Source organism: Streptomyces sp. G5(2025), from assembly GCF_049542075.1.
In the GTDB taxonomy this organism is placed as follows: domain Bacteria; phylum Actinomycetota; class Actinomycetes; order Streptomycetales; family Streptomycetaceae; genus Streptomyces.
Genome location: NZ_JBMUZT010000002.1, coordinates 1,412,901 through 1,438,731 on the forward strand (window position 1 = coordinate 1,412,901; position 25,831 = coordinate 1,438,731).

Genomic DNA, 25,831 nt, shown 5'->3' on the forward strand with positions numbered 1-25,831 from the left:
TCACTCGACGACCTTCAGGAGCTTGTTGGGCGTGCCCGCGCTCGGGTTGGAGATCTTGTCCGGGGTGGCGCCGTCGGTCAGGGCCTTGGCGACGTCCGCGGGCTTGGCGTCCGGGTGGGCGGCGACGTAGACGGCGGCGGCGCCGACGACGTGCGGGGTGGCCATCGACGTACCGGAGATCGTGTTGGTTGCGTCGTCGCCGGTGTTCCAGGCGGACGTGATGTCCGAGCCGGGGGCGTAGATGTCCACGACGGAGCCGTAGTTGGAGAAGTCCGACTGCTTGTCGTCCTTGGTGGAGGAGGCGACCGTGATGGCCTCCTTCACGCGGGACGGGGAGCCCTGGGAGGCGTCGGTCGACTCGTTGCCGGCGGCCACCGCGAAGGTGACGCCCGAGGCGATCGCCTTCTGGACGGCCGCGTCGAGCGCTTCGTCCGCGCCGCCGCCGAGGCTCATGTTGGCGACGGAGGGGCCCTGGTGGTTCTTGGTGACCCAGTCGATGCCCGCGACGACCTGCTCGGTGGTGCCCGAGCCGTTGTCGTCGAGCACCCGGACGGCGACGATCTTCGCCTTCTTGGCGACGCCGTGCGACTCACCGGCGATGGTGCCGGCGACGTGCGTGCCGTGGCCGTTGCCGTCGTCGGCGTTGTCGTCGTTGTCGACGGCGTCGAAGCCGGAGACGGCGCGGCCGCCGAAGTCCTTGTGGCTGACGCGGACACCCGTGTCGATGACGTACGCGGTGGCGCCCTCACCGGCCGCGTCGGGGTACGTGTACTTCTTGTCGGCGGCGGTGTCCGCCTGGTCGATGCGGTCCAGGCCCCACGACGGCGGGTTGTCCTGGGTGGCGTCGATGGTGAACTTCTTCGACTGGACGACCTTGCCGACGGCCGGGTCGGCGGCCAGGCGCTTGGCCTCGGTCTCGCTCAGGCCCTTGGCGGAGAAGCCGTTGATCGCGGAGGAGTAGTTCCGCTTGAGCTCACCGCCGTACTCCTTGGCGAGGTCGGACTTCGCGTCCTTGCCCGCCTTCTCGTCGAGCATCACGATGTAGCTGCCGGCGACGGCGCCCTTGGCGTCGGCGCCGTAGACCTTGCCCTCGGCGGGGGTGGCCGCTCCGGCGAAGGAGGTCGCGAAGACGGTGACCCCGACCGCGGTGGCGGCGGTGGCTATCGCGGCGGTGAGCTTCATCGTGCGGGCGCGCTTGTGTGTTGCCATGAAGAGGGGTCTCCTCAGTGCTGTGTGGGGGGTTGTGGGGGGTATTCAGCTGTCTTGTCAGAGGTGTGCCACGGCGACAAGTTCGTCGCGACGTCCCCTGACGCCCGGAAGATCTCCGGGTGTTGGGACGAAACCCTGACCGATTGACGCGCGCAGATCAATACCTACATGCAGCTGTGACTTGTTCAACAAGGTTCTGTAATAACAAACCGGCTGTGGCGCGACGGAACGGACATCACCAAGTACGCCGCGCCACGCGCGGCTAGACGGCGACCGGCGTCTTCTGCTCCTCGAAGGAGTCGATGGTCCGCGTGAAGTCCCGCGTCGAGAGCAGCAGCTTGTAGATGATGGCGAGTTCGAAGACGAGCAGGAGCGCGCCGGAGACGATCGTCGCGGGCACCACCACGTCGAAGAGCGGGCCGATCATGAAGACGCCCATCTGGAACTCGATGCCGCTCACCAGGTGCGCGCGGATGCGGTGGCGCAGCAGGAAGGAGCGGGCCCGCAGGTAGGCCGGGAACTTCCGGCGGAACTCCTGGTGCAGATCGATGACTTGAGGCTTGGCGGCAACCGGTGCCGCCTCCCCGTCGGCACCGGCGTCCTCGGGCGCCTCCGGGTCGTAGGGGGCCTCGCCCGCGGCCCGCTGGAGGTCCTGCTCGATGTCCGCCGAGGGGTTCTCCCGCAGCAGGTCCTCCATGAAGGCGAGCTCCGCCTGGTTCTGCGCGCGCCGCGCGGCCCGCATGCGCGACTTGATCTGCTTGCGCATGGTGTGGCGGATCTTGAAGATCTCCAGCGAGTTGATGTACCGCAGGGTGTCGAGCGCCACCACGGCGAGCGCGAGCCAGATGTACAGGGTGTCGCCTGTGCGGTCGTACTGGCCGCCCATCAGGGCGACGCCGCACACCATGACGCGGATGCGGTCGAAGACGAAGTCGAGCCAGGCGCCGAAGACCGAGCCCTGCCCGGTGAGGCGGGCGACCTTGCCGTCCATGCAGTCGAGGATGAAGCTCAGGTGGTAGATGACGGCGCCGAGGGCGAGCCACTTCCAGTCGGCGAGCGCGAAGCACGCGGCGGAGCCGAGACCGAGAAGGAACGCGCCCCACGTGATCTGGTTGGGCGTGATTCTCGTACGCATCGCGGTGAACCGCACAAGCGGCGTGGCGACCGGGTCGACAAGCAACACGGTCCACCACGCGTCGCGCTTCTTCTGAGTGATGCGACGCACCTCGGCGAGGGGCGGTATATCTCGACGCATGGGGTTCAACTTCCTGGCGTTCGACCAAAGTTCATCTCACGCTAGGGAAGGATTCGCCCAAGGAACAAGATCTACGGAGTGCAACCTTTCACGGGGGGTAACGGTCAACCTTTCGAATCGAGTCGATGGCCATTCCAGGACATTGGTGCGTTACCAGAGCGTTATCGAATGAGTGGAACCCCGAGCGGCATTACGGAGCGTCACGTCGCGACTGCCCGGTCCGCGCCTTCGCCAGCTCCTCCTCGATGAGGCCGGCCGCCATCCGCGTGCCGCCCTCCGCCGCCATCGAGGCTTGGATCCCGGCCAGCCGCCGGGCGACTTCGGGATCGTCGGCCAGCGCGAGCACCGCCTCGCGCAACGCCTCGGCGGTCGCCTCCTCCATCGGCAGCTGCCGGGCGACGCCGAGTCCCTGCAACATGTCGGCGTTGCCGAACTGGTCGGTGGCCAGCGGCACGGCCACCATCGGTGTCGCGGTGGCGAGGCCCTCCTGGCTGCCGCCCGCGCCGGCGTGCGTGATGAACGCGTCCGCCTTCTTGAGGATCGCCAACTGCGGCACCCAGGGGTGCACCTCCACGTTCGCGGGCAGCTCGCCCAGTTCGCCCGCGTCGACGTGCTTGCCGACCTGGAGCACCATGTGCCAGCCCGGCAGGTCCCCGAAGGCCTTGACGCACTCGCGGTAGAAGCCCGGATGCTTGGTGAAGGCCGAGCCGAGCGAGACCAGCAACACCTTGCGCGCACCGGCGGGCCGCTCCCACTCCCCCTGCTCCGCCCGCTCGCCCTGGCAGGCGCCGACGAAGGTGTGCACGCCCTCGTCGACCCGGTCGGCGAACGGCTGGAGGGCCTTGGGGATCAGCACCAGGGAGCGCGGGGGCCGACCGACGAAGGAGTCGGGGACCTGGGCGATGCCGTTCTCCGCGAGCCAGGACGCGAAGCGCGCCAGGTAGGCCCGGCCGCGCTCGGAGGCCTTCAGCTGCGCCTGCATCGGCTCAGCCACCTCTTCCTCGTATCCGTCCCAGGCGACGAGGTTCGGCGAGAGGGAGATCTCGGGGACGCCCCAGCGGCGGGCCAGGACGCGCGCCGGGTAGGACGTGATGTCGTACAGGACGAGGTCGGGTTCGTCGCCGTCGTAGGCGCGCGCCAGCTCCGGCAGGGCCTGGATCGCGTCGGTGAGGAACGGTTCGAGGTTGTCGACCAGTTCCGTGCCCCACGCCTCCGGGTCGTCGTCCGGTGACGGCAGGGTCGTCTCGTAGGGTCTGGGCTCGGCGCCGGTCTCGGCGACCTTCGCCGCGAAGGCGTGCGGAATGGCGTACGTGACGCGGTGGCCGCGGGCGACGAGCTCCCGGATGACTTCGAGGCTCGGGTTCACGTGCCCGTGGGCGGCGATCGAGAACATGGCTACGTGGGCAGGGCGAGGCGTGGTCATGCACCGACCCTAAACGAGACGAGACGTCTCGTGCAAGCATTCTTCTACGAGACTTCCGGCTCGCTCCCGGCGGCTTCGTTGTAGCGCAGCAGGTACTCCGCGAAATTCGACAGATCCGGCCCGCTCCACTCCGCCAGCCGCTCCTTGAATGCCACCCGGCGCGCGGCACCGACCTGCGCCAGCACCTCGTGGCCGCGCTCGGTGAGGTGCAGCACATGGACCCGGTGATCGGCCGGGTCGAGCCGCCGCTCGACGAGCCCGGCCTTCTCCAGCGCCCCCACCTGCCGGCTGATCGTCGACTTGTCGAGGGTGTAGTGCGCGGCCAGGTCCGTGGCCCGGCAGCCGCCCTCGTGCTCCAGGTGGCCGAGCAGCGTGAAGGACACGAGCGACAGCTCGGGGTGCATCCGCGCGGCGGTGGCGCGCGCCCGCCGGGCGAAGGCCGTCATCTCCCGCTGGATGATCTCGATGGAATCGTCCCGCGTGCCGGGCCACGGCCCGGACGTGTCTCGATCGGTCACGATTTCTCCCTCTCCCTTAATGGTTGTAGAGTACAACATAAGAGAGAGTTGCATATACCAACCATCCCTTCTGGCCCACCATCCGACCGGAGTCACCCATGTCCGCCACCGCGGAAGCCGCAGCCGCAGTCACCGCCCCAGCCGCCCCTCGAACGCGCGACGTCCTGCGCCATGTCCTCCTCCACCTCGTGACGCCCCTGCTCATGTGCCTCGGCATGGGCCTCGCCTATATGGGCGCCTTCGTCACGCCCGAGCCGAACGACATGCCGGTCGCCGTCGTCGGTTCGGGTCCGCAGGTCCAGGTCCTCGCACAGAGCGTCAAGGACAAGGCGGGCGACGCGCTCGACGTACGCACCCTCCCCGACCGCGAGCGGGCCATCGACGCGCTCACGTCCCTGGACATCGCCGGGGCCTTCGTGCCCGACGCCAAGAAGCCCGAGCTGATCGTGGCCTCCGCCGGGTCCGACATGAGCGCGCTGGCGGCGCAGAAGATCTTCACGCCGGTCGCGGCCGGGCAGGGCGCCCCGCTGAAGGTCACCGATGTGGCGAAGCCGGTCGCCGACGACCCCACGGGGCAGGGCCTGTTCTTCCTGCTCGTCGCCGTCAGCATCGGCTCGTACGCCTCGGTCGCCGTGCTCGGCGCCGCCGGCGCGGGGCTGCGGATGCGGGCCCGCGCGGGCCTGGTCGTGGGGGTCTCCTTCGCCGTCAGCCTGATCGGCGCGGCGCTCGCGGGCCCGATCTTCCACCTGGCGCACCAGGGCCTGTGGGGCGTGTGGGCGATGTGCTGGCTCTACTCGGCCGGGGTCCTCTTCATCGGCGTGGGCCTCCACACCTTCCTCAAGCGGTGGACGACGCTGACGATGATGGTGCTGTTCGTGATGCTCAACTTCACGACGTCGGGCGGTCTGTTCCGGCCCGAGCTGCAGAACGGCTTCTTCGGCTCGCTGCACGCGTTCTGGAACGGCGCGGGCTTCGTCGAGGGCATCCGCAGCCACCTCTACTTCGGCGGCCACGACCTCGGCTCCCGCGTCTGGACGCTGGCCGGCTGGCTGGGGCTCGGGCTGTTGCTCGTCGGTGTCGCGGGGCTGTGGGAGCGGCGCGGGCGCGTGGCGGCGGCGCCGGTCGCGGCCTCCCGCGAGGCGGGCCGGGCCGAGCAGGAGGAGGAGATGGAGGAGTCGGTCGGGGTGTGACAACCCCGGACCGCCCCGGTGAACTGCGGACCACCCCGGTGAACTGCGGACCACCTCGGGTGCCCCTTAGCGCTGATACCGGGCCAGCACCAGATTGCCGTCCTTCACCAGCCGCTTCCGCAGCTCGTCGAGGCCGATCGCCCCGCTGTAGTACTCCTGGAACGCGGGGGTGGCCACCTTGTCCTTCCACTCCGGATAGCCCCGCACCGACTGGGCGGGGGCCGAGCGCAGGTCCTCGGCGAGGGCCGTGCCCACCGCCCAGTCGTTCTTCTCCGTGTGCAGCGCGGGGTCCTTCAGGGCCTTCTCGCCGGTCGGCAGCATCCAGTCGCCGCGCGCCAGCTTCACCATGTTCTGGGGCTGGAGGAAGAAGTCGAGGAACTCGGCCGCCTCCTTCTTGTGCGGGCTGTCCTCGGAGACGGACAGGGTCTGCGGGCTGACGCCCTGCGCGAGCCCCTCGGACCCGGCGGGCGCGGGAAGCACCTGCCAGTCGAAGCCCTCGGGGGCCTGCTGGGCGATCTGCTGGCGGTAGGAGAAGCCGAGGGGCACCATCGCGTACTTGCCGCCGAAGAAGCCGGGCAGGGTGTCGGAGCCGCCCATGCCGAGGGTCGTGCCGGAGGCGCTCTTGTCGTTGTTGACCTGGTCGTGGACCGTGCGGGGCATGATCGCGTCGGCCTTGCCGAAGCGGACGTCGACCTTGCCGTCCTCGCCGCGGTTGAACATCCGGCCGCCCGCCGACAGGGAGAGGTTCAGCGTCGCGGAGACCGGTTCCTTCAGGGGCCAGGCGACGCCGTACTTCCCGTCCTCGCCGTCGCCCAGCTCCTTGGTGACGTCCCTGAACTCCGCCCAGCTCCACGGCTTTTCGGGGGTGGGAATCCGTACGCCCGAATCCTTCAGCCACTTCGCGTTGGCGATCAGGACACGCGGTTCCTGGAGGAACGGCACGCCGTAGACCTTGCCGCCGAACGTCGTCGTCTCCCAGCTGCGCCGCGGGATGTCGGACTTCAGGCGGTCGGGGAGCAGCTCGCCGAGGTCCGCGAGATAGCCGCCGTACGCGAAGTCGGCGAGGTCGTCGGAGGCGTCGTGGATGATGTCGGGCGCCTCGCCGCCCTCGAAGGAGGTGAGCAGCTGGTCGTGGACGCTGTCCCAACTGCCCTGGACATACTCGACCTTGACGTCGGGGTGAGTGGCGTTCCACTCCTCGACCAGGGCCTTGTTGGCGTCGACGGACTCCTTCTGCCAGGCCAGGGACTGGAACTGGAGGGTGATCTTCCCGTCGTCGCCGTCACCGTCGCCGGAGTCGGCGGTGCAGCCGGCCAGGAGCAGGGCGAGAGCCGTCGCGGTGGCGGTGAGGCCGGTCAGCGGCCGTGCGCGTCGTCCCATCAGGCCTTCACCGCCCCGGCCAGCATGCCGCCCGTGATCCGCTTCTGGATGATCGCGAAGATGACCAGCGACGGGATGGTCGCGAGGAACGCGGCGGCGGCGAGCGGCCCGAGGTCCGCGACGCCCTCCGCGCCGATGAAGCGGTTGAGGATGACCGGCAACGTCTGCTTCTCCGGGGTCTTGAGCAGGACGAGCGCGAAGAAGAACTCGTTCCATGCGGTGATGAAGGCGAACATCGCCGTGGCCACGACGCCGGGCGCCAGCAGCGGGGCGACGACCGACACGAACGTCCGTACCCTGCCCGCGCCGTCCACCGCCGCCGCCTCCTCCAGCTCGGCGGGGACCGCGCGGACGTACCCGACGAGCATCCACAGCGCGAAGGGCAGCGACCACACCACGTACACCATGATCAGGCCGAGCAGGGAGTTGATCAGGTGGAGGTTCTTCAGGATCAGGAAGAGCGGGATGATGATCAGGACGAACGGGAACGCCTGGCTGATCACCACCCACCCGGTGGCCGCCTTCGCGAGGCGCGTGCGGTGTCTGGCCATGACGTACGCCATCGGGGTCGCGATGACGACGGCGATCAGGGCCGCGCTGAGCGCCGCGATCAGGGAGTTCCCGGCGGCCTGGAGGAGCGGCTGCTCGTCGAAGGCCTGCCGGAAGTTGTCCAGCGTCGGGTCCTTCGGGATCCAGGTGGGGTGCAGGCTGCCCAGTTCCCGCGCGGGCTTGAAGGCCGTGGAGATCAGCCAGAGGAACGGGAAGGCGAGGAAGACCAGATAGGCGGCGAGCGCCGCGTACTGCGCGGCGCGCGCCGACTTCTTCGTACGGATCATGCCTCGTCGCCTCCCTTCAGCCGGCCCGCGAGGTAGCAGGCGAGGATCACGGAGATCACGGCGACCATCACGCAGCCCATGGCCGCGGCGTAGCCGAACTGGCCGTAGCGGAAGGCCTCCTCGTAGGCGAAGAGCATGGGCAGGCGGGTGCGGCCGCCGGGGCCGCCCTGGGTGAGGACGTAGACCAGGGCGAAGGAGTTGAAGTTCCAGATGAAGTTGAGCGCCGTGATGGCGAGGGCGACCGGCTTGATCGCGGGCCAGGTGACCGTGCGGAAGCGGCGCCAGGCACCCGCGCCGTCCATCGCGGCGGCCTCGTGCAGCTCGCGCGGCGTGTTCTGGAGTCCGGCGAGGAGCGCGACGGTGGTCTGCGGCATGCCCGCCCAGACGCCGACGACGATCACGGCGAGGAGCGCGGTGCCCGTGCCGGTCAGCCAGTCCTTGCCGTCGCCGAGGCCGAGGTCGGCGAGTGTCTCGTTCAGGACGCCGGCGTCCGGGTGGTAGACGAGGCGCCACATGATACCGACGACGACCTCGGGCATCGCCCAGGGGATGATCGCGAGCGCCCGCGCCAGCCAGCGCAAGCGCAGGTTCTGGTTGAGCAGCAGCGCGAGGCCGAGCGCGAGCAGGAACTGCGGCACGGTGACACCGGCCGCCCACAGCAGCCCGATGCGGAACGAGTCCCAGAACAGCGTGTCGTGCAGCAGGTCCTGGAAGTTGAGGGCGCCGATCCACTGGGTGGGCTCGGTGCGGCCCGCCTGGGAGTCGGTGAACGCCAGCACGATGCCGTAGAGGAGCGGGCCGACGCTGAGGACGAGGATCGGGATCAGCGCGGGCAGGACGAGGAACCACGCGCCGTGGTCCGCGGGCGGCTGTCCCGGCGTGCCTCTCGCTGACCGCTTCGTCACGGTCGCCAATGTCACGGAATCGGCTCCTTCGGGCGGCTCGTACGGGTCTGGCCGCCCTGGCGGCCCCCGTCATCGTGCTGATGTGATCTTGTTACGTCAAGCAGCTGCGCATCCCGCGCACGGTGGTTGGCCTGTGCGAATGCGAGACTGTCGGCGGACGGGGCACCGGGGGCGGGAAGAACGGGAGGAACGGGAATGGACGAGGCACGGGCGCGGGCCGTACTGGACGCGGCGGACCTGCCCATTCCGGTAGGCGGCGCCGAGTTGCTGGCGCTGGGCGAGAACGCGGTGTTCGGCGTCGGCGAACTGGTCGTCAAGGTCGGCCGCGACGCCCCCGGGCTCCTCGACCGGGCGCGGCGCGAGCTGGGCGTGGCCCGGTGGCTGGAGCGGGCGGACGTCCCCGCCGTGCGGGCCGCCGAGAGCGAGCCGCAGGCCGTGGACGGCCACCCGGTCACGCTCTGGCACCGTCTCCCGGCCGCCGTGCGCCCCGCCGAACCGCGTGACCTCGCCGCACTGCTGCGTCTCGTGCACGACCTGGAACCCCCCTCCTTCGCACTGCCGCGCCGCGAACTGCTCGGCGGCGTCGAGCGCTGGCTGCGGCTCGCGGGCGACGCCGTCGACCCGTCCGACGCGGACTATCTGCGCGAGCGACGGGACGGCTTCGCCGCCGCCGCGGCCGCGCTGATTCCGCACCTGCCGCCGGGGCCGATCCACGGCGACGCACTGCCGCGCAACGTCCTGGTCGGTCCCGACGGTCCCGTCCTCGCGGACCTGGAGACCTTCTCCTTCGACCTGCGCGAACACGATCTGGTCGTCATGGCGCTCTCCCGCGACCGGTACGGCCTCGCGCCCGAGGCGTACGACGGGTTCGTCGCCGCCTATGGGTGGGACGTGCGGGAGTGGGAGGGGTGCGCGGTGCTGCGCGGGGCGCGGGAGACCGCCAGCTGCGCGTGGGTCGCGCAGCACGCGCCCGCCAACCCCAACGCCCTGGGCGAGTTCCGCCGCCGGGTCGCGTCCTTGCGGGACGGTGACGCGACGGTCCGCTGGCACCCCTTCTGAGGGGCTAGCTCGCCGCCCTCAGGGGCCACACCCTGTCCACCACCGCGTCCGGATTGCCCTTCCCGCGCAGGAAGTTCTGGAAGTCCGCCGCCCACTGCGCATACCACTCGATCTGGCGGCGGTGGAGCTCCGCCGGGCCGAGGGAGGCGACCTTGGGGTGGCGGTCGGCTATGGCACAGGCGAGGCGGGCCGCGGCCTGGGCGTCGGCCGCCGCGTCGTGGGCGTCCTCCAGGACCACGCCGTACTCCGTGCAGACCGCCTCCAGGTTCCGCTTGCCCTTGCGGTAGCGGTCCACGGAGCGGTCGATCGTGTACGGGTCGATGACCGGGCCGGGCTCCGCGCCGCCGAGCCTCTCCCTGAGCGAGGGCAGGCCGTACCGCCTCAGTTCGGCGGAGAGCAGGCTCAGGTCGAAGACCGCGTTGTACGCGATGACCGGGACGCCCGACTGCCAGTACGAGACGAGGACCTCCGCGAGCGCGTCCGCCACGGCGTCGGCGGGCCTGCCCTCGGCCGCCGCGCGTTCGTTCGTGATGCCGTGAACCGCGACCGCGTCGGCCGGGATCGGTACTCCCGGGTCCGCAAGCCAGGTGCGGCGCCCCAGCGTCTCGCCGGCCCTGACCTCGATCACCGCCGCGGTGACGATGCGCGCTTCGTCCGGATCCGTCCCGGTCGTCTCCAGGTCGAAACCGATCAGCAGCTCCTGGTGCCAGCCCATGGCCGCCCCCTTCTTCGTGGTGCTTTCCCCCAGTGACCACCACGATCCCATGCGCCACTGACAATCCGAGGAGCGCATTCCGCTTTCGGGGCCGGACCGAGGGTCGGAGGTGGCTCAGGACACCGGCCGCGAGTCCGCCCACGCCACCTCGAACTCCTCGCGATATGTCGAGAAAAGACCGCTCTCTCCCATATCGCCGGTATCGCCGGATCTCACTACGCGACCGCCGCCCCGCAGCACCAGCACCGGCGCCTCCATGCCACGAGTCCTGCGCAGATACGACTGGACGACGGCGATGCCGTCCGCCCCGTCCCCGTCCACCAGATACGCGGTGAAGCGCGGCGTCTCGTCGAAGACCTGGATCTCGAAGGCGCCGGGATCGCGCAGCCGGGCCCTGACCCGCCGCGTGTGCAGGATGTTCATCTCGACGGAACGGCTCAACTCGCCCTTCTTGATGCCCAGCTCGCGCTCCCTGCGCTTGACCGCGCTGCTCGCCGGGTTCAGGAAGAGCAGCCGCACCCGGCAGCCGGACTCGGCGAGCCGCACCAGCCGGCGCCCGGAAAAGTTCTGCACGAGGAGGTTGAGGCCGATGCCGATCGCGTCGAGCCGGCGGGCACCGCCGAAGATGTCCTCGGCCGGAAACTGCCGCAGCAGCCGCACGCGGTCCGGATGCACGGCCACCACGTCCGCGTAGCGGTCGCCGACCAGGTCCTCGACGGCGTCCACGGGCAGGCGCCGCGCGGAGGGCGTGTCGGTCCCCGCGCCGAGTATGTCCAGGAGCTTGGCCGAGGCGCGCTCGGCCTGGGCGAGCACGGCCTCGGACAGGGCGCGGTTGCGCGAGACGACGTTCCGGGTGACCTCCAGCTCGTCGAGGGCCAGTTCGACGTCGCGCCGGTCGTCGAGGTACGGCTCGAAGCACGGCCAGTGCTGCACCATCAGCTCGCGCAGCTGCGGCAGCGTGAGGAAGCTGAGGACGTTGTCGTCCGCCGGGTCGAGCAGATAGCCCTTGCGGCGGCTGACTTCCCGTACGGCGACGGCCCGCTGCACCCACTCCTGGCCCGCGGGTCCCGCGGCGGCCACCACCCACTCGTCGGCGTGGACGGGTTCGTACACGGGCCGCAGAACAGCGGCCACGACCGCGCGCAGCCGCTGTTCCACCAGATTCAGCCAGATGTAGGCCCGTCCGGCACGCTGGGCGCGCGTACGGACCTCGCGCCAGGCGTCGGTGTCCCAGTCCAGTTCCGGTCCGATCTGAGATCCCATCTCCATCGGCCGTGCCAACGACACCGCTCCGGCGGGTACGTCCGCGGAGCTCCCCTCGTGACCCTCGTCACCAGGGGGCAGCTCCCGCCCACCCGAGCTCACCCGCGCACCGCCTTCCGCTCCCCCGGCCACTCCCCCGGTCAACGATCAAGGAAGGGTACTCCGGGAGCGGCGGACGGTGCAGCCGGATGCACAGGGTGTCTCATCAACCGCCCATGGGAGGCTGACCGTTCTGGCCCGCGAGGTCCTGCGGAGTGAGCGGGCTCATAGCGGTGACGTCGCGCGCGGCCAGCGAGAAGCCCTGCCAGTGGACCGGCATCGGCTGCTGGTCCTCGTCCCGCGCGATGTGGTGGAAGCCGATGTGCACCCAGGTGATGGGGTGCGTGAGGGTCTGGCCGTTCACCCACTTGTCGACGCTCGCCGGAGCGCCCGACGGACAGCCGATGTTGTTGCTCGCGTACTGCTCGCACTTCTTGTACTGGGTGAAGTACACGTCGTGCTTGGTGAAGGGCCGCCCGGCGTGCTTGTTGCTGGGGCCGGGCACGATCTCGTACGACCTGGGGTGGCCGTCCTTGTTCTTGCCCGCGCCGCTGACCACGCGCCACCAGCGCATGTCCTTGCGGTCGCCCGCCAGCTCCTTGGTGACCTTGGTGCGGGTGGTCTTGGTGGTGGGGCTGCCCTGGCCGGTGGGCGGGGTGACCGTGGAGTCGTACTGCTCGACCTTGGCCTTCGGGGAGCCGTCCAGGCCGAAGTTGAGCCGCCAGAAGACGTTGTGCGCGTGGCTCTCGGCCTTGGCCTGGTCGCCCTTGCCGATCGGCCAGCCGCGGCTGTCGCCGCCGTCGTAGTCGTACGGCGAGAGGCTGCCGGTCGCGCCCACGTTGGACGTGATGGTGCCGTCCGAGGAGAAGCGCCACTCGGTGATGTACTCGTACCAGGACGCCTTGTTCACCGTGTAGACGAGCAGGTCCTTGCCCTGGCCGGTGTAGACCTTGCCGGTGCCGCCGGTGCTCGCGTCGTCGTTCAGGCGGTACGCGTGCCCACGCGCGCGCGTGGTGGTGCACAGGCCCTTCACGTTGCCCCGGTGCGGGACCTTGACGGTCTTGATGGTGCCGCCGGGGCACTCGCCGGGCGAGAGGTCCTGGAGAGCCTGGCCGAAGTCGGTCCCGGTGACGTCGTCGTACTCGGCCTCGCCGTCGTCGTAGGGGACGTGCACCTGGGCGAGGCGGGCGCTGGTCAGGACGGGTATCGGCTTGGCCTCGCCCTTCGGCTGGTAGCTGATCTTGTCGAGTATCAGCCCGGAGAGCGTGTTGTAGTGCCAGCACATGCGCCAGGTCGTGCCGCCGTCGACGGTCTGCTCGATCTTGTAGGCGTCACTGCAGTCCGCCGCGGGAGCGTTGGGCGCCTTCGGTGCGGCGGAGGCGGGGGCGGCGACGCCCAGGGCGCCGCCGAGGAGCGCGGAGACCGCGACGGCCATGGTGGCCTTGTTGCGGGCGCGCGAAAGTCTGTTGACGTGCATTGCGGAATGAACTCCCTCGTACGAGGAGAAGTTGATGTCGGTGTGCTGGTGCGGGTCGGGCCCGGCACCGTGCCGTGCAGGTGGCCGGAATCAGCCGAGGCGGCCGACCTTGCGGGTGCTCAGGTCGACGACGAGGGACCGGGTGTCGATCCACGGGCCGTTCTTGACCTTCGTGACGACCTGGAGGCACCGGTGCTTGCCGCACTCGGTCAGGCCGGACGGCACGCGCTCGACGGTCTCCTTGCGGAAGACCATGCCGCTCAGCTGCAACTGGCCGGGGCCGGTCAGCGCCTTGCCGGTGGCGTGCTTGAAGTCCTTCTTCAGGCCCTTGCCGAGCGGGTCGGCGATCAGCAGCCTGGCGCCCTCGACCAGTTCCTCCTGGCTGGGCGGCGGCTGGACGTTCTGCGCGGTGGTCGTGTCGTCCACCTTGCCGGTCTCCAGATTGACCGTCTTGGTGACGACGGCGTCCTTCTTGTAGTCGTAGTAGACGACTTCGGCCCGGCGTGGCGCCGCGGCTCCGGCATCGGTCGGGTCCGGCTCGCTGAGGTTCGTGGACAGCAGCTGCGGGCCGCGGTCCCCCTCGACGTCCCGGGCACTGGCGCGCAGCTGCCCGCTGACCGAGGCCTTCTCCGCGCGCTCGATCTCCTCGTCGGTCAGCGGGTCGCTGCCGACGCCCTTCGCACCCTCCTCGGGCGCGGCCTGGATGACGCCGTCCTTCGCGACGGCGTCCTGCTTCGCCGCTGCCGCGTTGGCCTGGCGGTCCCCCGACTCGCCCGCCTGCGACCCCGGCAGATTGACGCCCACCAGTACGGCGGTGGCGGCCGCCGCGACCGCCGCGCCCGCCACCACCTTCCCCAGGTTGCGTCTGACTATCTCTCGCACTGCTCCCCCTACTCCCCTGGCGCCCCATTCATGGGCATGCCGAGTATGTGGTCAGACGGTTAGACGGGTTCAACTCGGGGGTGGTTGCTCCACTTTCGGGGAGACTCTGGCCAAAGTGGCCCTGCCCCGAGGGGGCATTAGTGAAAGAGTCGTATTCATGCAGGTCTGGCCTGGGCAGGCGTACCCCTTAGGTGCCACGTACGACGGAGCCGGCACGAATTTCGCGGTCTTCTCCGAGGCCGCAGAGCGCATGGAGCTGTGTCTCCTGCACGACGACGGGTCGGAGACGGCCGTCGAGCTGCGCGAGTCCGACGCGTTCGTGCGGCATGCCTACCTCCCCGGCGTCATGCCGGGACAGCGGTACGGCTTGCGGGCGCACGGCCCCTACGCACCGGAGCAGGGACACCGCTGCAACTCCGCGAAGCTGCTGCTCGATCCGTACGCGCGCGCGGTGAGCGGGCGCGTCGACTGGGGCGAGGAGGTGTACGGCTACCACTTCGAGGACCCCGGCAGGCGCAACGACCTCGACTCGGCGCCGCACATGATGACGTCCGTGGTCGTCAATCCGTACTTCGACTGGGGCGACGACCGCCCGCCCCGCACCCCGTACAACGAAACCGTGATCTACGAGGCCCATGTGAAGGGCCTGACGATGCTGCACCCGGACCTCCCGGACGAACTGCGCGGGTCGTACGCGGCGCTCGGCCATCCGGCGATCATCGAGCACCTGACGAAGCTGGGGGTGACCGCCCTGGAGCTGATGCCGGTCCACCAGTTCGTGAACGACCACCGCCTGGTGGACATGGGCCTCAACAACTACTGGGGCTACAACACCATCGGCTTCTTCGCCCCGCACAACACGTACGCCTCCTGGGGCGACCGCGGCGAACAGGTCCTGGAGTTCAAGCAGGCCGTGAAGGCGCTGCACGAGGCGAACATCGAGGTGATCCTCGACGTCGTCTACAACCACACCGCCGAGGGCAACCACCTCGGCCCCACCCTGTCCTACAAAGGGCTGGACAACGCCTCGTACTACCGCCTCATGGACGACCCCCGCTACTACATGGACACCACGGGGACGGGCAACTCGCTCCTGATGCGCTCGCCGCACGTCCTCCAGATGATCATGGATTCGTTGCGGTACTGGGTCACGGAGATGCATGTCGACGGCTTCCGCTTCGACCTCGCGGCGACGCTCGCGCGCCAGTTCCACGAGGTGGACCGCCTGTCGTCGTTCTTCGACCTGGTGCAGCAGGATCCGGTGGTCAGCCAGGTGAAGCTGATCGCCGAGCCCTGGGACGTCGGCGAGGGCGGCTATCAGGTGGGCAACTTCCCGCCCCTGTGGACCGAGTGGAACGGCATGTACCGCGACACGGTGCGCGACCTTTGGCGGGGGAGCCACGCACCCTCGCGGAGTTCGCGTCCCGGCTGACCGGCTCGTCCGACCTCTACCAGGACGACGGGAGGCGCCCGCTGGCCTCCATCAACTTCACCACCTGCCACGACGGTTTCACGCTGCGCGACCTCGTCTCGTACAACGAGAAGCACAACGAGGCCAACGGCGAGGGCAACAACGACGGGGAGAGCCACAACCGCTCGTGGAACTGCGGCGCCGAGGGCGAGACGGACGATCCGGCCGTACTCGCCCTGCGCGAGCGGCAGATGCGGAACTTCATCGCCACGCTGATGCTCTCCCAGGGCGTGCCGATGATCAGCCACGGCGACGAGTTCGCGCGGACGCAGGGCGGCAACAACAACGCGTACTGCCAGGACAACGAAGTGGCGTGGGTGCGCTGGCCGGACGGCGAGAGTTCGGTCCTGGAGTTCACACGCGCGATGGCGATGCTGCGGCGCGACCATCCGGTTTTCCGCAGGCGCCGGTTCTTCCACGGCCGGCCGGTGCAGGGCACACGCGACGAACTGTCCGACATCGCCTGGTTCACCCCGGCGGGCGACGAGATGGAGGACAGCGACTGGAACGCCTCGCACATGCGGGCGCTGACGGTGTTCATGAACGGCAACGCCATCTCGGAGCCGGGGCCGCGCGGTGAGCGGATCTCCGACGACTCGTTCCTGCTGCTGTTCAACGCGTCCCCGGAACCGCTGGAGTTCGTGGTGCCGGTCAACCACGGCCGCCAGTGGCAGGTGGTCGTCGACACGGCGCGTCCGGAGGGCGTGCCGGAGGGAGCGGGGCCGAAGGTGCGGGCCGGGGACCGGCTGACGCTGACCGACCGGAGCCTGGCGGTGCTGCGCCGCCCGGCGTGACACGGGCGCCGTCCCCCGGGGCGGTGGCTCAAACGCTGTCCCCGGGGGCGGTGGCTCAGGCCGCCGCCCCCGCGGGGCTCTCTTCGGGTGTCTCGGCGGGCTTCTCGTGGCGGGCGACGAGGGCGATGACGAAGGCGACGGCCGCGGCGCAGCTGCCGAGGGCGAAGGCGGCCCCCGCGCCGTGCGCCTCCGCCAGGCGCCCCGCCACGGCCAGCGTCACCGCCTGGCCGCCGACGAACGCGCTCGCCGCGAACGTCATGCCCTCCGCGAGCCGTTCCGTCGGCACGGCGCGCTCCGTCAGCGCGAAGCCCGTGATGAGGTTCGGGGCGTAGATCGCGCCGAACAAGGTGACCACTACGTAGAGGCCCACCAGGCTGTCCGTCCACACCAGGGGCAGCGACAGGAGAGCGGCGGCGGCCGTCGCCACCCGCCAGCGCGCGAGCAGCCCGAAGCGTTCGGGCAGCGCGGCCATGGAGAGCCCCACCACGGCGCTCATGACGCCCATCGCCGCGTAGACGAGCCCGGCCTGGCCCGGCTGCCCCAGCTCCTGCGTCAGGGCCGTGATGCCCGCCCCGCAGGCGCCGAGCAGCACGCCGAGGAAGACGAGGCCGAGCCGCACCACGTACACCGAACGCGGCAGCCGGGGCCGGACCGCCGCCCCACGCGCGCGTGCCGGTTCCCGCGGGGCGTCGCGCTCGGCGGTGCGTCCCGTCGGGTGCAGGGCGAAGCCCGTCCCGCAGACGGCGACCAGGAGCGCCGCCGCGGCGAACGCGTACGCCGGGTGGCCCGCGACGGCCGCAAGACCCACGAGGGCGGGGCCGAGCACGAAAGAGAGCTCGTCCATGGTGCTCTCCAGGGACAGCACGGTGTTCGCGAGCCGGTCGTCGCCGCCCTTGGCGCGGATCAGCGGGACGACGCGGGCCCTGGACAGCGGGCCGATGCCGGGGATCGTCGCGCCGGCGAGCACGCCCAGGGCGACGAGGGCGGGCGTGGGCAGGTCCGCGACGGCTCCCGCGGTGTACGCGGCGATCGCGACGGCGTTGACGAGCGAGAAGGCGAGCACGACGGTGCGCTGGCCGTGCCGGTCAGCGAGGCGGCCGACGTACGGCCCGAGGGTGACCTGGCCGAGCGCGAGCGCGCAGGCGACCACGCCGCCGGTGGCCAGTGAACCGCTGGTCTCGGTGACCAGGAGCACGCTGCCGAACTGGATCATGGCCACGGGCAGCCTGCCGAAGAACGAGATGACGGGCAGCACCGCCCCGGTCATGCCGAGCACTGTGCGATACGCGTCGCGCGTGCTGTCGCGCGTGCTGTCGCGCGTGCTTTCCCGCGTGCTGTGAGCCATCGTCCGACGCTAGCGACGCCGTCGCGTGGACATGGAGGAGCGGATGACACGAAAGCCCGTGAGGCGGGTACGTACTTTCGCATGACGCCAGAGCATTCCAGGCCCGCGGTGCCGCCTTCGCCGACCGCCACGTACCGGCTCCAGCTCCAGCCGGAGTTCCCCTTCGCCGCCGCGGAGGCGGCCGTCCCCTACCTCGCCTCGCTCGGCGTCTCGCACCTGCATCTGTCGCCGGTCCTTGAGGCGGTGCCCGGGTCGACGCACGGCTACGACGTGGTGGACCACGCGCGCGTGCGGGACGAACTGGGCGGTGAGGACGGGCTGCGGTCCCTGGCGCGCGCCGCCCGGGAGGCCGGGCTCGGCCTGGTCGTGGACATCGTGCCGAACCACATGGCGGCGGCGCCGCGGCACAACAGGGCGCTGTGGGAGGTGTTGCGCGAGGGCCCCGGGTCGCCGTACGCGCGTTGGTTCGACATCGACTGGGAGGCGGGCGGCGGGCGTGTCCTGCTGCCGTTCCTCGGGGGCAGGCTCGGGGACGAGCTGACGGCGCTGCGGGTCGACGGCGACGTGCTGCGCTACCACGACCACGCCTTCCCGATCCGTGAGGGCACCGGGGAGCTGCCGCTGCCCGAACTGCTGGACGCGCAGTGGTACCGCCTGTCCTGGTGGCGGCTGGCTCGTACGGAGTTGAACTACCGCCGGTTCTTCACCATTTCGGATCTGATCGGGGTGCGGGTCGAGGACCCGGAGGTCTTCGACGCGACGCACGGGAAGATCCTTCAGCTGCTGCGCGAGGGGGTCGTGGAGGGGCTGCGGATCGACCACCCGGACGGGCTCGCGGAGCCGGGGGCGTATCTGCGGAAGCTGCACGAGGCGACCGGTGGGCGCTGGACGGTCGTCGAGAAGATCCTCGCGGACGGGGAGCAGCTGCCCGCCGCCTGGCCGGTGGCGGGCACCACCGGCTATGACGCGCTGCGCCACCTCGACGGCGTCTTCGTCGATCCGGCGGGCGCCGGGGAGCTGCTCGGCCAGTACCGCCGCTTCGCCGCGCCGTCGGCGGACCGGGGCGGCGAGTGGGACGCGACGGTGCGCCGTGCCGCGTACAAGGTGGTCACGCGGGAGCTGGCCGCCGAGGTGGACCGGCTGACGCGCGAGGCGTCGGCGATCTGCGCGGCCGATCCCGCGCTGCGCGACCACGCGCCGTGGGCGGTCCGCACGGCGTTGCGGGAGCTGCTGGTGCGGCTTCCGGTGTACCGGCCGTACGTGTCCGGGGGCGCCGCCCCGGAGACAGTGCTGACCGTGCGGGCCGCTCAGGAGGCGAAGGCCGCCTTCACCGTGCCCGAGGAGGCCGCGACGGTCGATGTCGTACGGGACCTGGCGCTGGGCCGTGTCGGCGTGGCGGAGGGTGATCCCGGCGGTGCCGTGGCGGGGTTTCGGGCTCGGTTCGCGCAGGTGGCGTCGGCGTTGCGCGCCAAGGCCGTCGAGGACACCGCGTTCTACCGGCACGCTCCGGTTCTGTCGGCCGCGGAGGTGGGGGGTGCGCCCGAGCGCCCGGCGGTCCCGGTGGAGGCCTTCCACGCGTACTGTGCGCGCGTGCAGCGTGACTGGCCTTATACCGGCACGGTTCTGACGACGCATGACACCAAGCGCAGTGCTGATGTGCGGGCGGCCATCGCCGTCCTGACGCAGTGTCCGGGGCGCTGGGCGGACCTCCTCGTCGAGCTGACCGAGCAGACGGCGCGCGCGGGCGGGGTGTGCGCGCCTGATCAGCAGCTGGCGTGGGCGGCCTGGCAGACGGCGGTCGGTTTCGGCTTCCCCTATGACACGCGGTTGCAGGACGCGCTCCTGAAGCATGTGCGGGAGGCGGGCCTGCACACCGGCTGGACCGAGCCGAACGAGGCCTATGAGAAGGCGGTGGGCGCCTTCATGGAGGCCGGGCCGTGCGGGCCGCCGTTGTACGAGGTGGCGTCGTTCGCACGGGAAGTGGCGCCCCATGTACGGGCGAACATCCTGGGGGCGGCGCTCCTACAGCTGACCATGCCGGGAGTACCCGACCTCTACCAGGGGACGGAGGGTGAGTACCGCGCCCTGGTCGATCCGGACAACCGGCGGCCCGCGCGCTTCCAGCCGCACGTCCTGGAGCGGCTCGACACGCGCCGGGAGCCCTGTGACCTGTCGGAGGAGAAACTGGCGCTCACGGCGGTGGCGCTGCGGCTGCGGAGGCGGCGCCCGGAGCTGTTCGGGGACGCCGGGGCGTACGAGCCGCTGGCGGCCGAGGGGCCGGGGGCCGCGCACTGTGTGGCGTACGCGCGGGGCGGGGAGGTCGTGGTGGCGGTGACGCGGTTGTCGTTGCGGCTGACAGAGGGCAGTGACGACGAGGGAGAAGGGGTCGAGGGAAGCGAGGGGGCTGGCGGGAGACGGAGCTTCCGCTACCGGCGGGACGGTGGGTGGATCTGCTCGCGCCCGGCCGGGGAGCCGATGGGCGGGAGTTCGAGGGGCGCGCGCGGGTGGCGGAGCTCTTCGCCGAGTCGCCGGTGGCGCTGCTGGAGCGGGTCCGGGAGGGGGCTGCGGGGCGCGGGGCGGCGGTCTGAGGGACGGGGCGGTCCGGGCACCGCGACAGTGGCGGGCGCCCGGCGCGGCGCCCGCCACGCGCGCGTACGGCGGGGACCCGGCCGGTGGCCGGCAGGCCTCCCCGGCTGGGTTCAGCTGCCGACGAGGCGGAAAGCCATGGGGCGGGGCCCAGATGATGGCGAGGCGGCAGACCATGGAGGCGGGGGCCGGGCTCAGGCGACCGCGAGGCAGCGGAACCCCGCCCGGCCAAGCACGCGAGCGCGGCGGACCCCGGCCGCACACCGTCGTACCGTCGCGGCACCCGGCCGCACACCAGCCACGCACGGCGATCAGCACCACGCGCGCGGAGGCCGCGGCCCGGTCCGTGTCAGCTGACGGCGAGGCGGAAAGCCATCCGGCCGAAGCTCACCAGGTCGCCGTCCTGGACGAGGGCCGCGCCGGTCACCCTGCGGCCGTTCACCGTCGTGCCGTTGGTGGAGCCGAGGTCGCGCAGCACCCACATGCCACCCTGGCGGCGCAGCTCGGCGTGGACGCGGGAGACCGTGTCGTGGCTGAGCCGCAGGCCGTTGGCGGGGTCGCGGCCTATCCGCAGCGGGTACGGGCTGTCGGGCGAGGGCAGCAGCAGTTTCGGCAGCCGCTCGGCCTGCCAGGCCCTGCGCAGTTTCATGGTGAATCCGGAGACCGCGCCCACACCGCCGAGCACCATGCGCGACCAGCGGCCCTCGGTCCGCAGGTCGGCGGTGAGGGCGGCCAGCTCGTCGGGCTTGCGGGCGGCGAGCGCGAGCTCCATGCGCCGCACGAACGTGTCGTGCGAGAGCCTGCCGACGGCCGCGCCCTCCTTGAGTGCGTCCAGCGCCCGGTCGCGCTCGGCGTCCGTCACCCGCGCGGGGTACGTGGAGAACTCGAAAGAGGATGTCACCCATGGATTGTCGGGCAACCCCGGCCCAGGTGTCCAGAATGGGCGGGGGCGGGGCGGGAGCCGATCGATCACTTCCGCCCACGGACCGACCACTTCTGACGCACCATGGGGTGCGGGTGCGAGTGCGAGTGTGGCGAGACAGGCGGACAGCGGACGAGGGGGCACGTCGGTGAGGTTCGAAGTGTGGGCGCCGGAGGCCGGGCAGGTCACGCTGGAGTGCGCGGGCGCCACGCGGGCGCTGGAGCGCGACGGTGAGCGCGCGGGCTGGTGGACCGGGGACGCCGCGGCGCAGGACGGCACGCGGTACGGGTTCTCGCTGGACGGCGGCCCTGTCCTGCCCGACCCGCGTGCGCGGCGCCAGCCGGACGGCCCGGACGGGCTCAGCGCGGTCGTCGACCACGACCGGTACGTGTGGCGGGAGCCGTGGGCCGGGCGCGGCGTGCGGGAGGCGGTGCTGTACGAACTGCACGTGGGAACCTTCACGCGCGAGGGCACGCTCGACGCGGCGGCGGCCCGGCTCGGGCATCTCGCCCAGCTCGGCGTGACGCATGTGGAGTTGATGCCGTTGTGCCCCTTCCCCGGGCGGCACGGCTGGGGGTACGAGGGGGTGTCGCTGTGGGCGGTGCACGAGGCGTACGGCGGTCCCGAGGCGCTGAAGAGATTTGTCGACGCGGCGCACGGCCACGGTCTCGGCGTGGTCCTGGACGTCGTCCACAACCACCTCGGCCCCTCGGGCAACTACCTGCCCGCGTTCGGTCCGTACTTCACGGAGAGGCATCAGACGCCGTGGGGCGCGGCCGTGAATCTGGACGCGCCGGGTTCGGACGAGGTACGCGCGTATCTGATCGGCAGCGCGCTGGCCTGGCTGCGCGACTACCGCCTGGACGGGCTGCGGCTCGACGCGGTGCACGCGCTGCGCGACACGCGGGCGCTCCACTTCCTGGAAGAACTGGCCACGGCCGTCGACATGTTGGCCGAGAGGCTGGACAGGCCGCTGTCCCTGATCGGCGAGTCCGACCTCGGTGATCCCCGGGTCGTCACCCCGCGCGCGCGGGGTGGCCTTGGCCTGCACGCGCAGTGGAACGACGACTTCCATCACGCGCTGCACACCGCGCTCACCGGCGAGTCGCAGGGCTATTACGCGGATTTCGCGCGGGCTCCGCTGGCCGCGCTCGGCAAGACGATGACGCGCGGCTTCTTCCACGACGGGACGTACTCGTCGTTCCGGGGCCGCTGCCACGGCCGCCCGGTGGACCGCGCGCGGACACCCGCCCACCGCTTCCTCGGCTACGCCCAGACCCACGACCAGATCGGCAACCGCGCCCAGGGGGACCGGCTCTCCGCGTCCCTGACCCCCGGTCTGCTCGCCTGCGCGGCGGCGCTCACGCTCATGGGCCCCTTCACGCCGATGCTGTTCATGGGTGAGGAGTGGGGGGCCACGACGCCCTGGCAGTTCTTCACCGATCACACCGACCCCGAGCTCGCCGAGGCCGTACGGCGGGGCAGGCGGCGGGAGTTCGCGGAACACGGGTGGGCGGAGGAGGACATTCCGGACCCGCAGGACGCGGCCACGCGTGAGCGGTCCTGTCTGGACTGGTCGCAGCCGGATTCGGGCCACCACGCGCGCCTGCTGGCCTGGCACCGCGAGCTGATCTCCCTGCGCCGCGCCCGCGCCGACCTGATGGACCCCGACCTGGCGGCGGTGCGGGTCGCGTACGACGAGGACGCGCGCTGGTTCGCGTTCCGGCGCGGGGACCTGAAGATCGCCGTGAACCTCGGCAAGGAGCCCGCGGCCGTACCGCTGGGCCACAATCACGCGCGTATCCTCGCCGCCTGGGAGGCCGTCGCGCCGCCGGACGCACATGGCGTGCTGCGGTTGCCCGCGGAGTCGTGCGCCGTCGTGGGCGTCGCGTAGGGCACGGCGGGCCCGTCGAGAGGGCCCCTCAAGGGATCCGTCAGGGGGAGGGACACAGACCATGAAGCAGCGTTTTCTCGGCCGGACCGGGCTGCGCGTCAGCGAGCTGTGCTTCGGGGCGATGATGTTCGGCAGCGGCGCGGACGAAACGACGTCGCACCGCATGCTGGACGCGTTCACCGAGGCGGGCGGCACGTTCATCGACACCGCCGACATGTACGGGCGCGGGGTGTCGGAGGAGATCCTCGGCCGCTGGCTGAAGAGCCGCCGCAGGGACGAACTCGTCATCGCCACCAAGGTGTTCAGCACGATGGGCGAGGCGCCGAACGCGGGCGGGCTGAGCCGCAAGCACATCCTGTCGGCGGTGGACGCGAGTCTGCGCCGTCTGGGCACCGAGTACATCGACCTCTACCAGACCCACGTCTGGGACGCGACGACGCCGGTCGAGGAGACGCTGTCCACCCTGGACACCCTCGTGAAGGCGGGCAAGGTGCGCTACCTGGGGGCGAGCAACCACTCCCCCGCCCAGCTCCAGAAGGCCCTGGACGTGGCGCGGGCGCGCGACTGGGAGCCGTACTGCTGTCTGCAACCGCTGTACAACCTCCTGGCGCGCGAGAGCGAGTGGGAGCTGCTGCCGCTCAGCGCGGCGGAGGGCGTCGGCGTCATCCCGTACAGCCCGTTGCAGGGCGGCTGGCTGACGGGCAAGTTCCGGCGCGGCATGGCGGCGCCGCCGGAGGGGGCGCGGGGGTCGGGCGCCTGGCGGCAGCGGGACACCGAGGAGACCTGGCGGGTCGTCGACGCGCTGCTCGCGGTCGCCGAGGAGGCGGGCCGCCCGCCGTCGCAGGTGGCGCTGCGGTGGCTGCTCCAGCGGCCGGGGGTGACCGCGCCGATCGTGGGGGCGCGGTCCGTGGAACAGCTGACCGACAATCTCGGCTGCGTGGACTGGGAGTTGACGCCCGAGCAGCAGGAGCGGCTGACATCGGCGAGCGCGCGGCCGCTGCCGTATCCGTACGACGTCCTGGCCTACTATCCGGGTCGCGAGCCGCGCACTGGGCCCCGCACGGACTTCGCCTGACGGTTGCCGGAGTGGGTCTCAGCCGACGATCGCCATCTCGCGGGCGGTGCCGTTGAGGCGCCGTACGCCGGCGTCGGTGGCGGTCACGATGTCCTCGATGCGCACGCTGAGGCGGCCGGGCAGGTAGATGCCGCGCTCTGCGGAGAAGCACATGCCCGGCACGAGCGGCTGCTCGACGGCCCGCCCCGCGCCAGGGGCCTCCAGGGTGGCACGACGAGCACGGGGGCCTGCCCGGCGGCCGGCACGAGGACGGTCAGGCGCTCGGTGAGCGCCGTCGGCCGGTAGCCGGTGAGCCGGACGAGGCCGGGTCCCGGCGCGACGAGAACGCCCGCGAGCCCGGCGTCGGTGGCGGACGCCGCGGCGCGTTCCGTACGGGCCTTGCAGTCGTCGGCGGTGAAGGGGGTGGGAGCGAGGTGGGCCGGGGCGCGGTGCTCATGGGGCCTTCTCTTGGCTACGCGAGCATCCCCCCCCGCCGGGGACCGGGGGGCGAGCCCGATTCCGGGGGCGTAGGGGGGCGGCTCCGAGGGCCCTCGGTCCCGATGGGGTCGGTGGGGTCGATGGGGTCGATGGGGTCGATGGGGTCGGTGGGGTCGATGGGGTCACGTCACGACGCCCGGCCGGGTGGGAAGGGTCTGGCGGGTGCCGTCCTTGTGGCGCACCGTCAGGGTGACCTCCTTGCCGGGGCGCGCGGCGGCGACCGCCGAGGCCAGATCGGCCGCCGAGCCGACGCGGGTCCGGCCGAACCTGAGCACGGTGTCGCCGCGCACGAGGCCCGCCGAGTGGCCGGGGCCGGGCATGTGCACGCCGACGATCAGGGCGCCCACGGCGCTGCCCCGCCTGCCGCCCGGGCCGGCGGGCGCGTCGACGGCCTCGACGCCCAGGGTGGCGGCCCCGGCGGGCTGCACGCGGCCGGACTTCGACGCCGCGGGCGGCAAAGCCACGGGCTTGGCGGCGCCATGCCGCGGAGCACCGGGGTTCACAGCGCCCGGCTTCGGAACACCGGAGTTCGCAGCACCCGGCGTCGCAGCACCAGGGCTCGCAGCGCCCGGCTTCGGAGCGCGAGGAGTATGAGAATGCGCAGCGCCCGGCTTCGGAGCGCCAGGGATGCCGGCACCCGGCTTCGGGGCCTCGGGCTGCCGGGCCGGGGCGTCGTCGTTCACGAGCGGCTGGGCCGCGTCCGGCGAGGGCGTCGGCCGCCGCATCTCCGTGAACGCGCTCACCCCCGCGACTGTCTTGCCCACGGTGCCGATGCCGATCCCGGAGAGCACCAGGAGCACCGCCAGCAGAACGCCGGACAGCACAGCCGCCGGCCGCCTGCCGCGGCGCCTCTCGGTGCGCGGCCGGCCGCTCGTGTCGGGGTGGTCCTCAGGGTCCCGGCACGGGCTCTGGCCGGGGCTCTCACCGCTGCCACCGCCGGTGCCCCGGCCCGGCAGCGGCTTGGGACGCAACGTGCTCTGATCCATGGCTCGCCTCCGGCCCCAGCTCTACCCGGCGTGCCCCGGCGACGATGCCTCACGAATGGGTGACGTCAGGGACGCATGAGGTCCGGCTGTGCGCCGAGCGCGGCGGCGGGCCCGCGACGGCTCGCGCCCC

The 25,831-nt window shown here is 71.5% G+C and carries 18 protein-coding genes and 4 pseudogenes; 6 read left to right on the forward strand and 16 right to left on the reverse strand.

The features are described from left to right. From ACOBQB_RS06765 to ACOBQB_RS06780, 4 genes are all read right to left on the reverse strand, one after another. Nucleotides 1–1,209, reverse strand: a complete 1,209-nt coding sequence (locus ACOBQB_RS06765) for a S8 family serine peptidase (protein WP_423589565.1) — start codon at nt 1,207–1,209, stop codon at nt 1–3. Nucleotides 1,210–1,471: 262 nt separating this feature from the next. Next, a complete protein-coding gene (locus ACOBQB_RS06770; protein ID WP_423589567.1) occupies nt 1,472–2,464 on the reverse strand; it encodes a CDP-alcohol phosphatidyltransferase family protein in 993 nt (330 codons plus the stop codon). Nucleotides 2,465–2,654: 190 nt separating this feature from the next. After that, nucleotides 2,655–3,887: a macrolide-inactivating glycosyltransferase gene (gene mgt / locus ACOBQB_RS06775; RefSeq protein WP_423589569.1), complete on the reverse strand. Its 1,233-nt coding sequence runs from the start codon at nt 3,885–3,887 to the stop codon at nt 2,655–2,657. Nucleotides 3,888–3,931: 44 nt separating this feature from the next. Then, complete coding sequence (locus ACOBQB_RS06780) at nt 3,932–4,333, reverse strand: MarR family winged helix-turn-helix transcriptional regulator (protein WP_423590454.1); 402 nt, start codon at nt 4,331–4,333, stop codon at nt 3,932–3,934. A 170-nt stretch (nt 4,334–4,503) separates the two neighbouring features. Here ACOBQB_RS06780 and ACOBQB_RS06785 point away from each other — a divergent pair, with 170 nt between their 5' ends. Beyond that, nucleotides 4,504–5,595, forward strand: a complete 1,092-nt coding sequence (locus ACOBQB_RS06785) for a hypothetical protein (protein ID WP_423589571.1) — start codon at nt 4,504–4,506, stop codon at nt 5,593–5,595. Nucleotides 5,596–5,661: 66 nt separating this feature from the next. Here ACOBQB_RS06785 and ACOBQB_RS06790 read toward each other — a convergent pair whose 3' ends face one another. From ACOBQB_RS06790 to ACOBQB_RS06800, 3 genes are read right to left on the reverse strand one after another with little or no spacing between them, the layout of a single operon-like run. Continuing rightward, nucleotides 5,662–6,975, reverse strand: coding sequence for an ABC transporter substrate-binding protein (locus tag ACOBQB_RS06790; RefSeq protein WP_423589573.1), 1,314 nt, complete (start codon nt 6,973–6,975; stop codon nt 5,662–5,664). After that, entirely contained in the window at nt 6,975–7,811 is an 837-nt protein-coding gene (locus ACOBQB_RS06795) for a carbohydrate ABC transporter permease (protein WP_423589574.1), read from the reverse strand. The genes ACOBQB_RS06790 and ACOBQB_RS06795 overlap by 1 nt, the downstream gene beginning before the upstream one ends. Next, nucleotides 7,808–8,731, reverse strand: a complete 924-nt coding sequence (locus tag ACOBQB_RS06800) for a carbohydrate ABC transporter permease (protein WP_423589576.1) — start codon at nt 8,729–8,731, stop codon at nt 7,808–7,810. Before ACOBQB_RS06800 ends, ACOBQB_RS06795 begins: the two co-directional genes overlap by 4 nt. Before the next feature lie 180 nt (nt 8,732–8,911). Between ACOBQB_RS06800 and ACOBQB_RS06805 the strand changes: the two genes are divergently transcribed. Next, complete coding sequence (locus ACOBQB_RS06805) at nt 8,912–9,775, forward strand: phosphotransferase enzyme family protein (RefSeq protein ID WP_423589578.1); 864 nt, start codon at nt 8,912–8,914, stop codon at nt 9,773–9,775. A gap of 4 nt (nt 9,776–9,779) precedes the next feature. Here the strand turns inward: ACOBQB_RS06805 and ACOBQB_RS06810 are convergent, their stop codons facing one another. From ACOBQB_RS06810 to ACOBQB_RS06825, 4 genes are all read right to left on the reverse strand, one after another. Further along, entirely contained in the window at nt 9,780–10,490 is a 711-nt protein-coding gene (locus tag ACOBQB_RS06810; RefSeq protein ID WP_423589580.1) for a 3'-5' exonuclease, read from the reverse strand. Nucleotides 10,491–10,604: 114 nt separating this feature from the next. After that, nucleotides 10,605–11,855 (reverse strand): SAV2148 family HEPN domain-containing protein, encoded by a 1,251-nt coding sequence (locus ACOBQB_RS06815; RefSeq protein ID WP_423589582.1) that lies wholly within the window; start codon nt 11,853–11,855, stop codon nt 10,605–10,607. Nucleotides 11,856–11,958: 103 nt separating this feature from the next. Next, nucleotides 11,959–13,269: a copper amine oxidase gene (locus tag ACOBQB_RS06820; RefSeq protein ID WP_423589583.1), complete on the reverse strand. Its 1,311-nt coding sequence runs from the start codon at nt 13,267–13,269 to the stop codon at nt 11,959–11,961. A gap of 90 nt (nt 13,270–13,359) precedes the next feature. Then, nucleotides 13,360–14,151: a Tat pathway signal sequence domain protein gene (locus tag ACOBQB_RS06825; protein ID WP_423589585.1), complete on the reverse strand. Its 792-nt coding sequence runs from the start codon at nt 14,149–14,151 to the stop codon at nt 13,360–13,362. A gap of 157 nt (nt 14,152–14,308) precedes the next feature. Between ACOBQB_RS06825 and glgX the strand changes: the two are divergent. Further along, nucleotides 14,309–16,416 (forward strand): annotated as a pseudogene (glgX, locus tag ACOBQB_RS06830) (glycogen debranching protein GlgX). A gap of 55 nt (nt 16,417–16,471) precedes the next feature. Here glgX and ACOBQB_RS06835 read toward each other — a convergent pair. Then, nucleotides 16,472–17,761, reverse strand: a complete 1,290-nt coding sequence (locus ACOBQB_RS06835) for an MFS transporter (RefSeq protein WP_423589586.1) — start codon at nt 17,759–17,761, stop codon at nt 16,472–16,474. Between the two features lie 81 nt (nt 17,762–17,842). On the opposite strand from ACOBQB_RS06835, the pseudogene treY reads away from it, so the two are divergent. Beyond that, nucleotides 17,843–20,349, forward strand: a pseudogene (gene treY / locus ACOBQB_RS06840) (malto-oligosyltrehalose synthase). A gap of 347 nt (nt 20,350–20,696) precedes the next feature. Here the strand turns inward: treY and ACOBQB_RS06845 are convergent. Beyond that, nucleotides 20,697–21,248, reverse strand: a complete 552-nt coding sequence (locus tag ACOBQB_RS06845; RefSeq protein WP_423589588.1) for an FHA domain-containing protein — start codon at nt 21,246–21,248, stop codon at nt 20,697–20,699. A gap of 169 nt (nt 21,249–21,417) precedes the next feature. Here ACOBQB_RS06845 and treZ point away from each other — a divergent pair, with 169 nt between their 5' ends. Together treZ and ACOBQB_RS06855 are read left to right on the forward strand one after the other, a co-directional pair. Then, complete coding sequence (gene treZ / locus ACOBQB_RS06850; protein WP_423589589.1) at nt 21,418–23,163, forward strand: malto-oligosyltrehalose trehalohydrolase; 1,746 nt, start codon at nt 21,418–21,420, stop codon at nt 23,161–23,163. Between the two features lie 61 nt (nt 23,164–23,224). Continuing rightward, nucleotides 23,225–24,238, forward strand: a complete 1,014-nt coding sequence (locus ACOBQB_RS06855; RefSeq protein ID WP_423589591.1) for an aldo/keto reductase — start codon at nt 23,225–23,227, stop codon at nt 24,236–24,238. 18 nt (nt 24,239–24,256) lie between these two features. Here ACOBQB_RS06855 and ACOBQB_RS06860 read toward each other — a convergent pair. The 3 genes and pseudogenes from ACOBQB_RS06860 to ACOBQB_RS06870 all read right to left on the reverse strand — a co-directional run. Next, a pseudogene (locus tag ACOBQB_RS06860) lies at nt 24,257–24,415 on the reverse strand (M24 family metallopeptidase); the annotation flags it as partial. Then, nucleotides 24,404–24,735 (reverse strand): annotated as a pseudogene (locus tag ACOBQB_RS06865) (hypothetical protein); the annotation flags it as partial. The pseudogenes ACOBQB_RS06860 and ACOBQB_RS06865, both read right to left, overlap by 12 nt. A 102-nt stretch (nt 24,736–24,837) precedes the next feature. Then, a complete protein-coding gene (locus ACOBQB_RS06870; protein ID WP_423589593.1) occupies nt 24,838–25,701 on the reverse strand; it encodes a PDZ domain-containing protein in 864 nt (287 codons plus the stop codon). Nucleotides 25,702–25,831: the final 130 nt, after the last annotated feature.

What these genes read in the sequence shown, in the direction of transcription:
- ACOBQB_RS06810 (WP_423589580.1), bottom strand. Translation starts at nt 10,490, where the DNA reads ATGGGCTGGCACCAGGAGCTGCTGATCGGTTTCGACCTGGAGACGACC.
- ACOBQB_RS06790 (WP_423589573.1), bottom strand. Translation starts at nt 6,975, where the DNA reads ATGGGACGACGCGCACGGCCGCTGACCGGCCTCACCGCCACCGCGACG.
- ACOBQB_RS06855 (WP_423589591.1), top strand. Translation starts at nt 23,225, where the DNA reads ATGAAGCAGCGTTTTCTCGGCCGGACCGGGCTGCGCGTCAGCGAGCTG.
- ACOBQB_RS06820 (WP_423589583.1), bottom strand. Translation starts at nt 13,269, where the DNA reads ATGCACGTCAACAGACTTTCGCGCGCCCGCAACAAGGCCACCATGGCC.
- ACOBQB_RS06870 (WP_423589593.1), bottom strand. Translation starts at nt 25,701, where the DNA reads ATGGATCAGAGCACGTTGCGTCCCAAGCCGCTGCCGGGCCGGGGCACC.
- ACOBQB_RS06785 (WP_423589571.1), top strand. Translation starts at nt 4,504, where the DNA reads ATGTCCGCCACCGCGGAAGCCGCAGCCGCAGTCACCGCCCCAGCCGCC.
- mgt (WP_423589569.1), bottom strand. Translation starts at nt 3,887, where the DNA reads ATGACCACGCCTCGCCCTGCCCACGTAGCCATGTTCTCGATCGCCGCC.
- ACOBQB_RS06780 (WP_423590454.1), bottom strand. Translation starts at nt 4,333, where the DNA reads ATGACGGCCTTCGCCCGGCGGGCGCGCGCCACCGCCGCGCGGATGCAC.
- ACOBQB_RS06765 (WP_423589565.1), bottom strand. Translation starts at nt 1,209, where the DNA reads ATGGCAACACACAAGCGCGCCCGCACGATGAAGCTCACCGCCGCGATA.
- ACOBQB_RS06835 (WP_423589586.1), bottom strand. Translation starts at nt 17,761, where the DNA reads ATGGCTCACAGCACGCGGGAAAGCACGCGCGACAGCACGCGCGACAGC.
- ACOBQB_RS06805 (WP_423589578.1), top strand. Translation starts at nt 8,912, where the DNA reads ATGGACGAGGCACGGGCGCGGGCCGTACTGGACGCGGCGGACCTGCCC.
- ACOBQB_RS06795 (WP_423589574.1), bottom strand. Translation starts at nt 7,811, where the DNA reads ATGATCCGTACGAAGAAGTCGGCGCGCGCCGCGCAGTACGCGGCGCTC.
- ACOBQB_RS06770 (WP_423589567.1), bottom strand. Translation starts at nt 2,464, where the DNA reads ATGCGTCGAGATATACCGCCCCTCGCCGAGGTGCGTCGCATCACTCAG.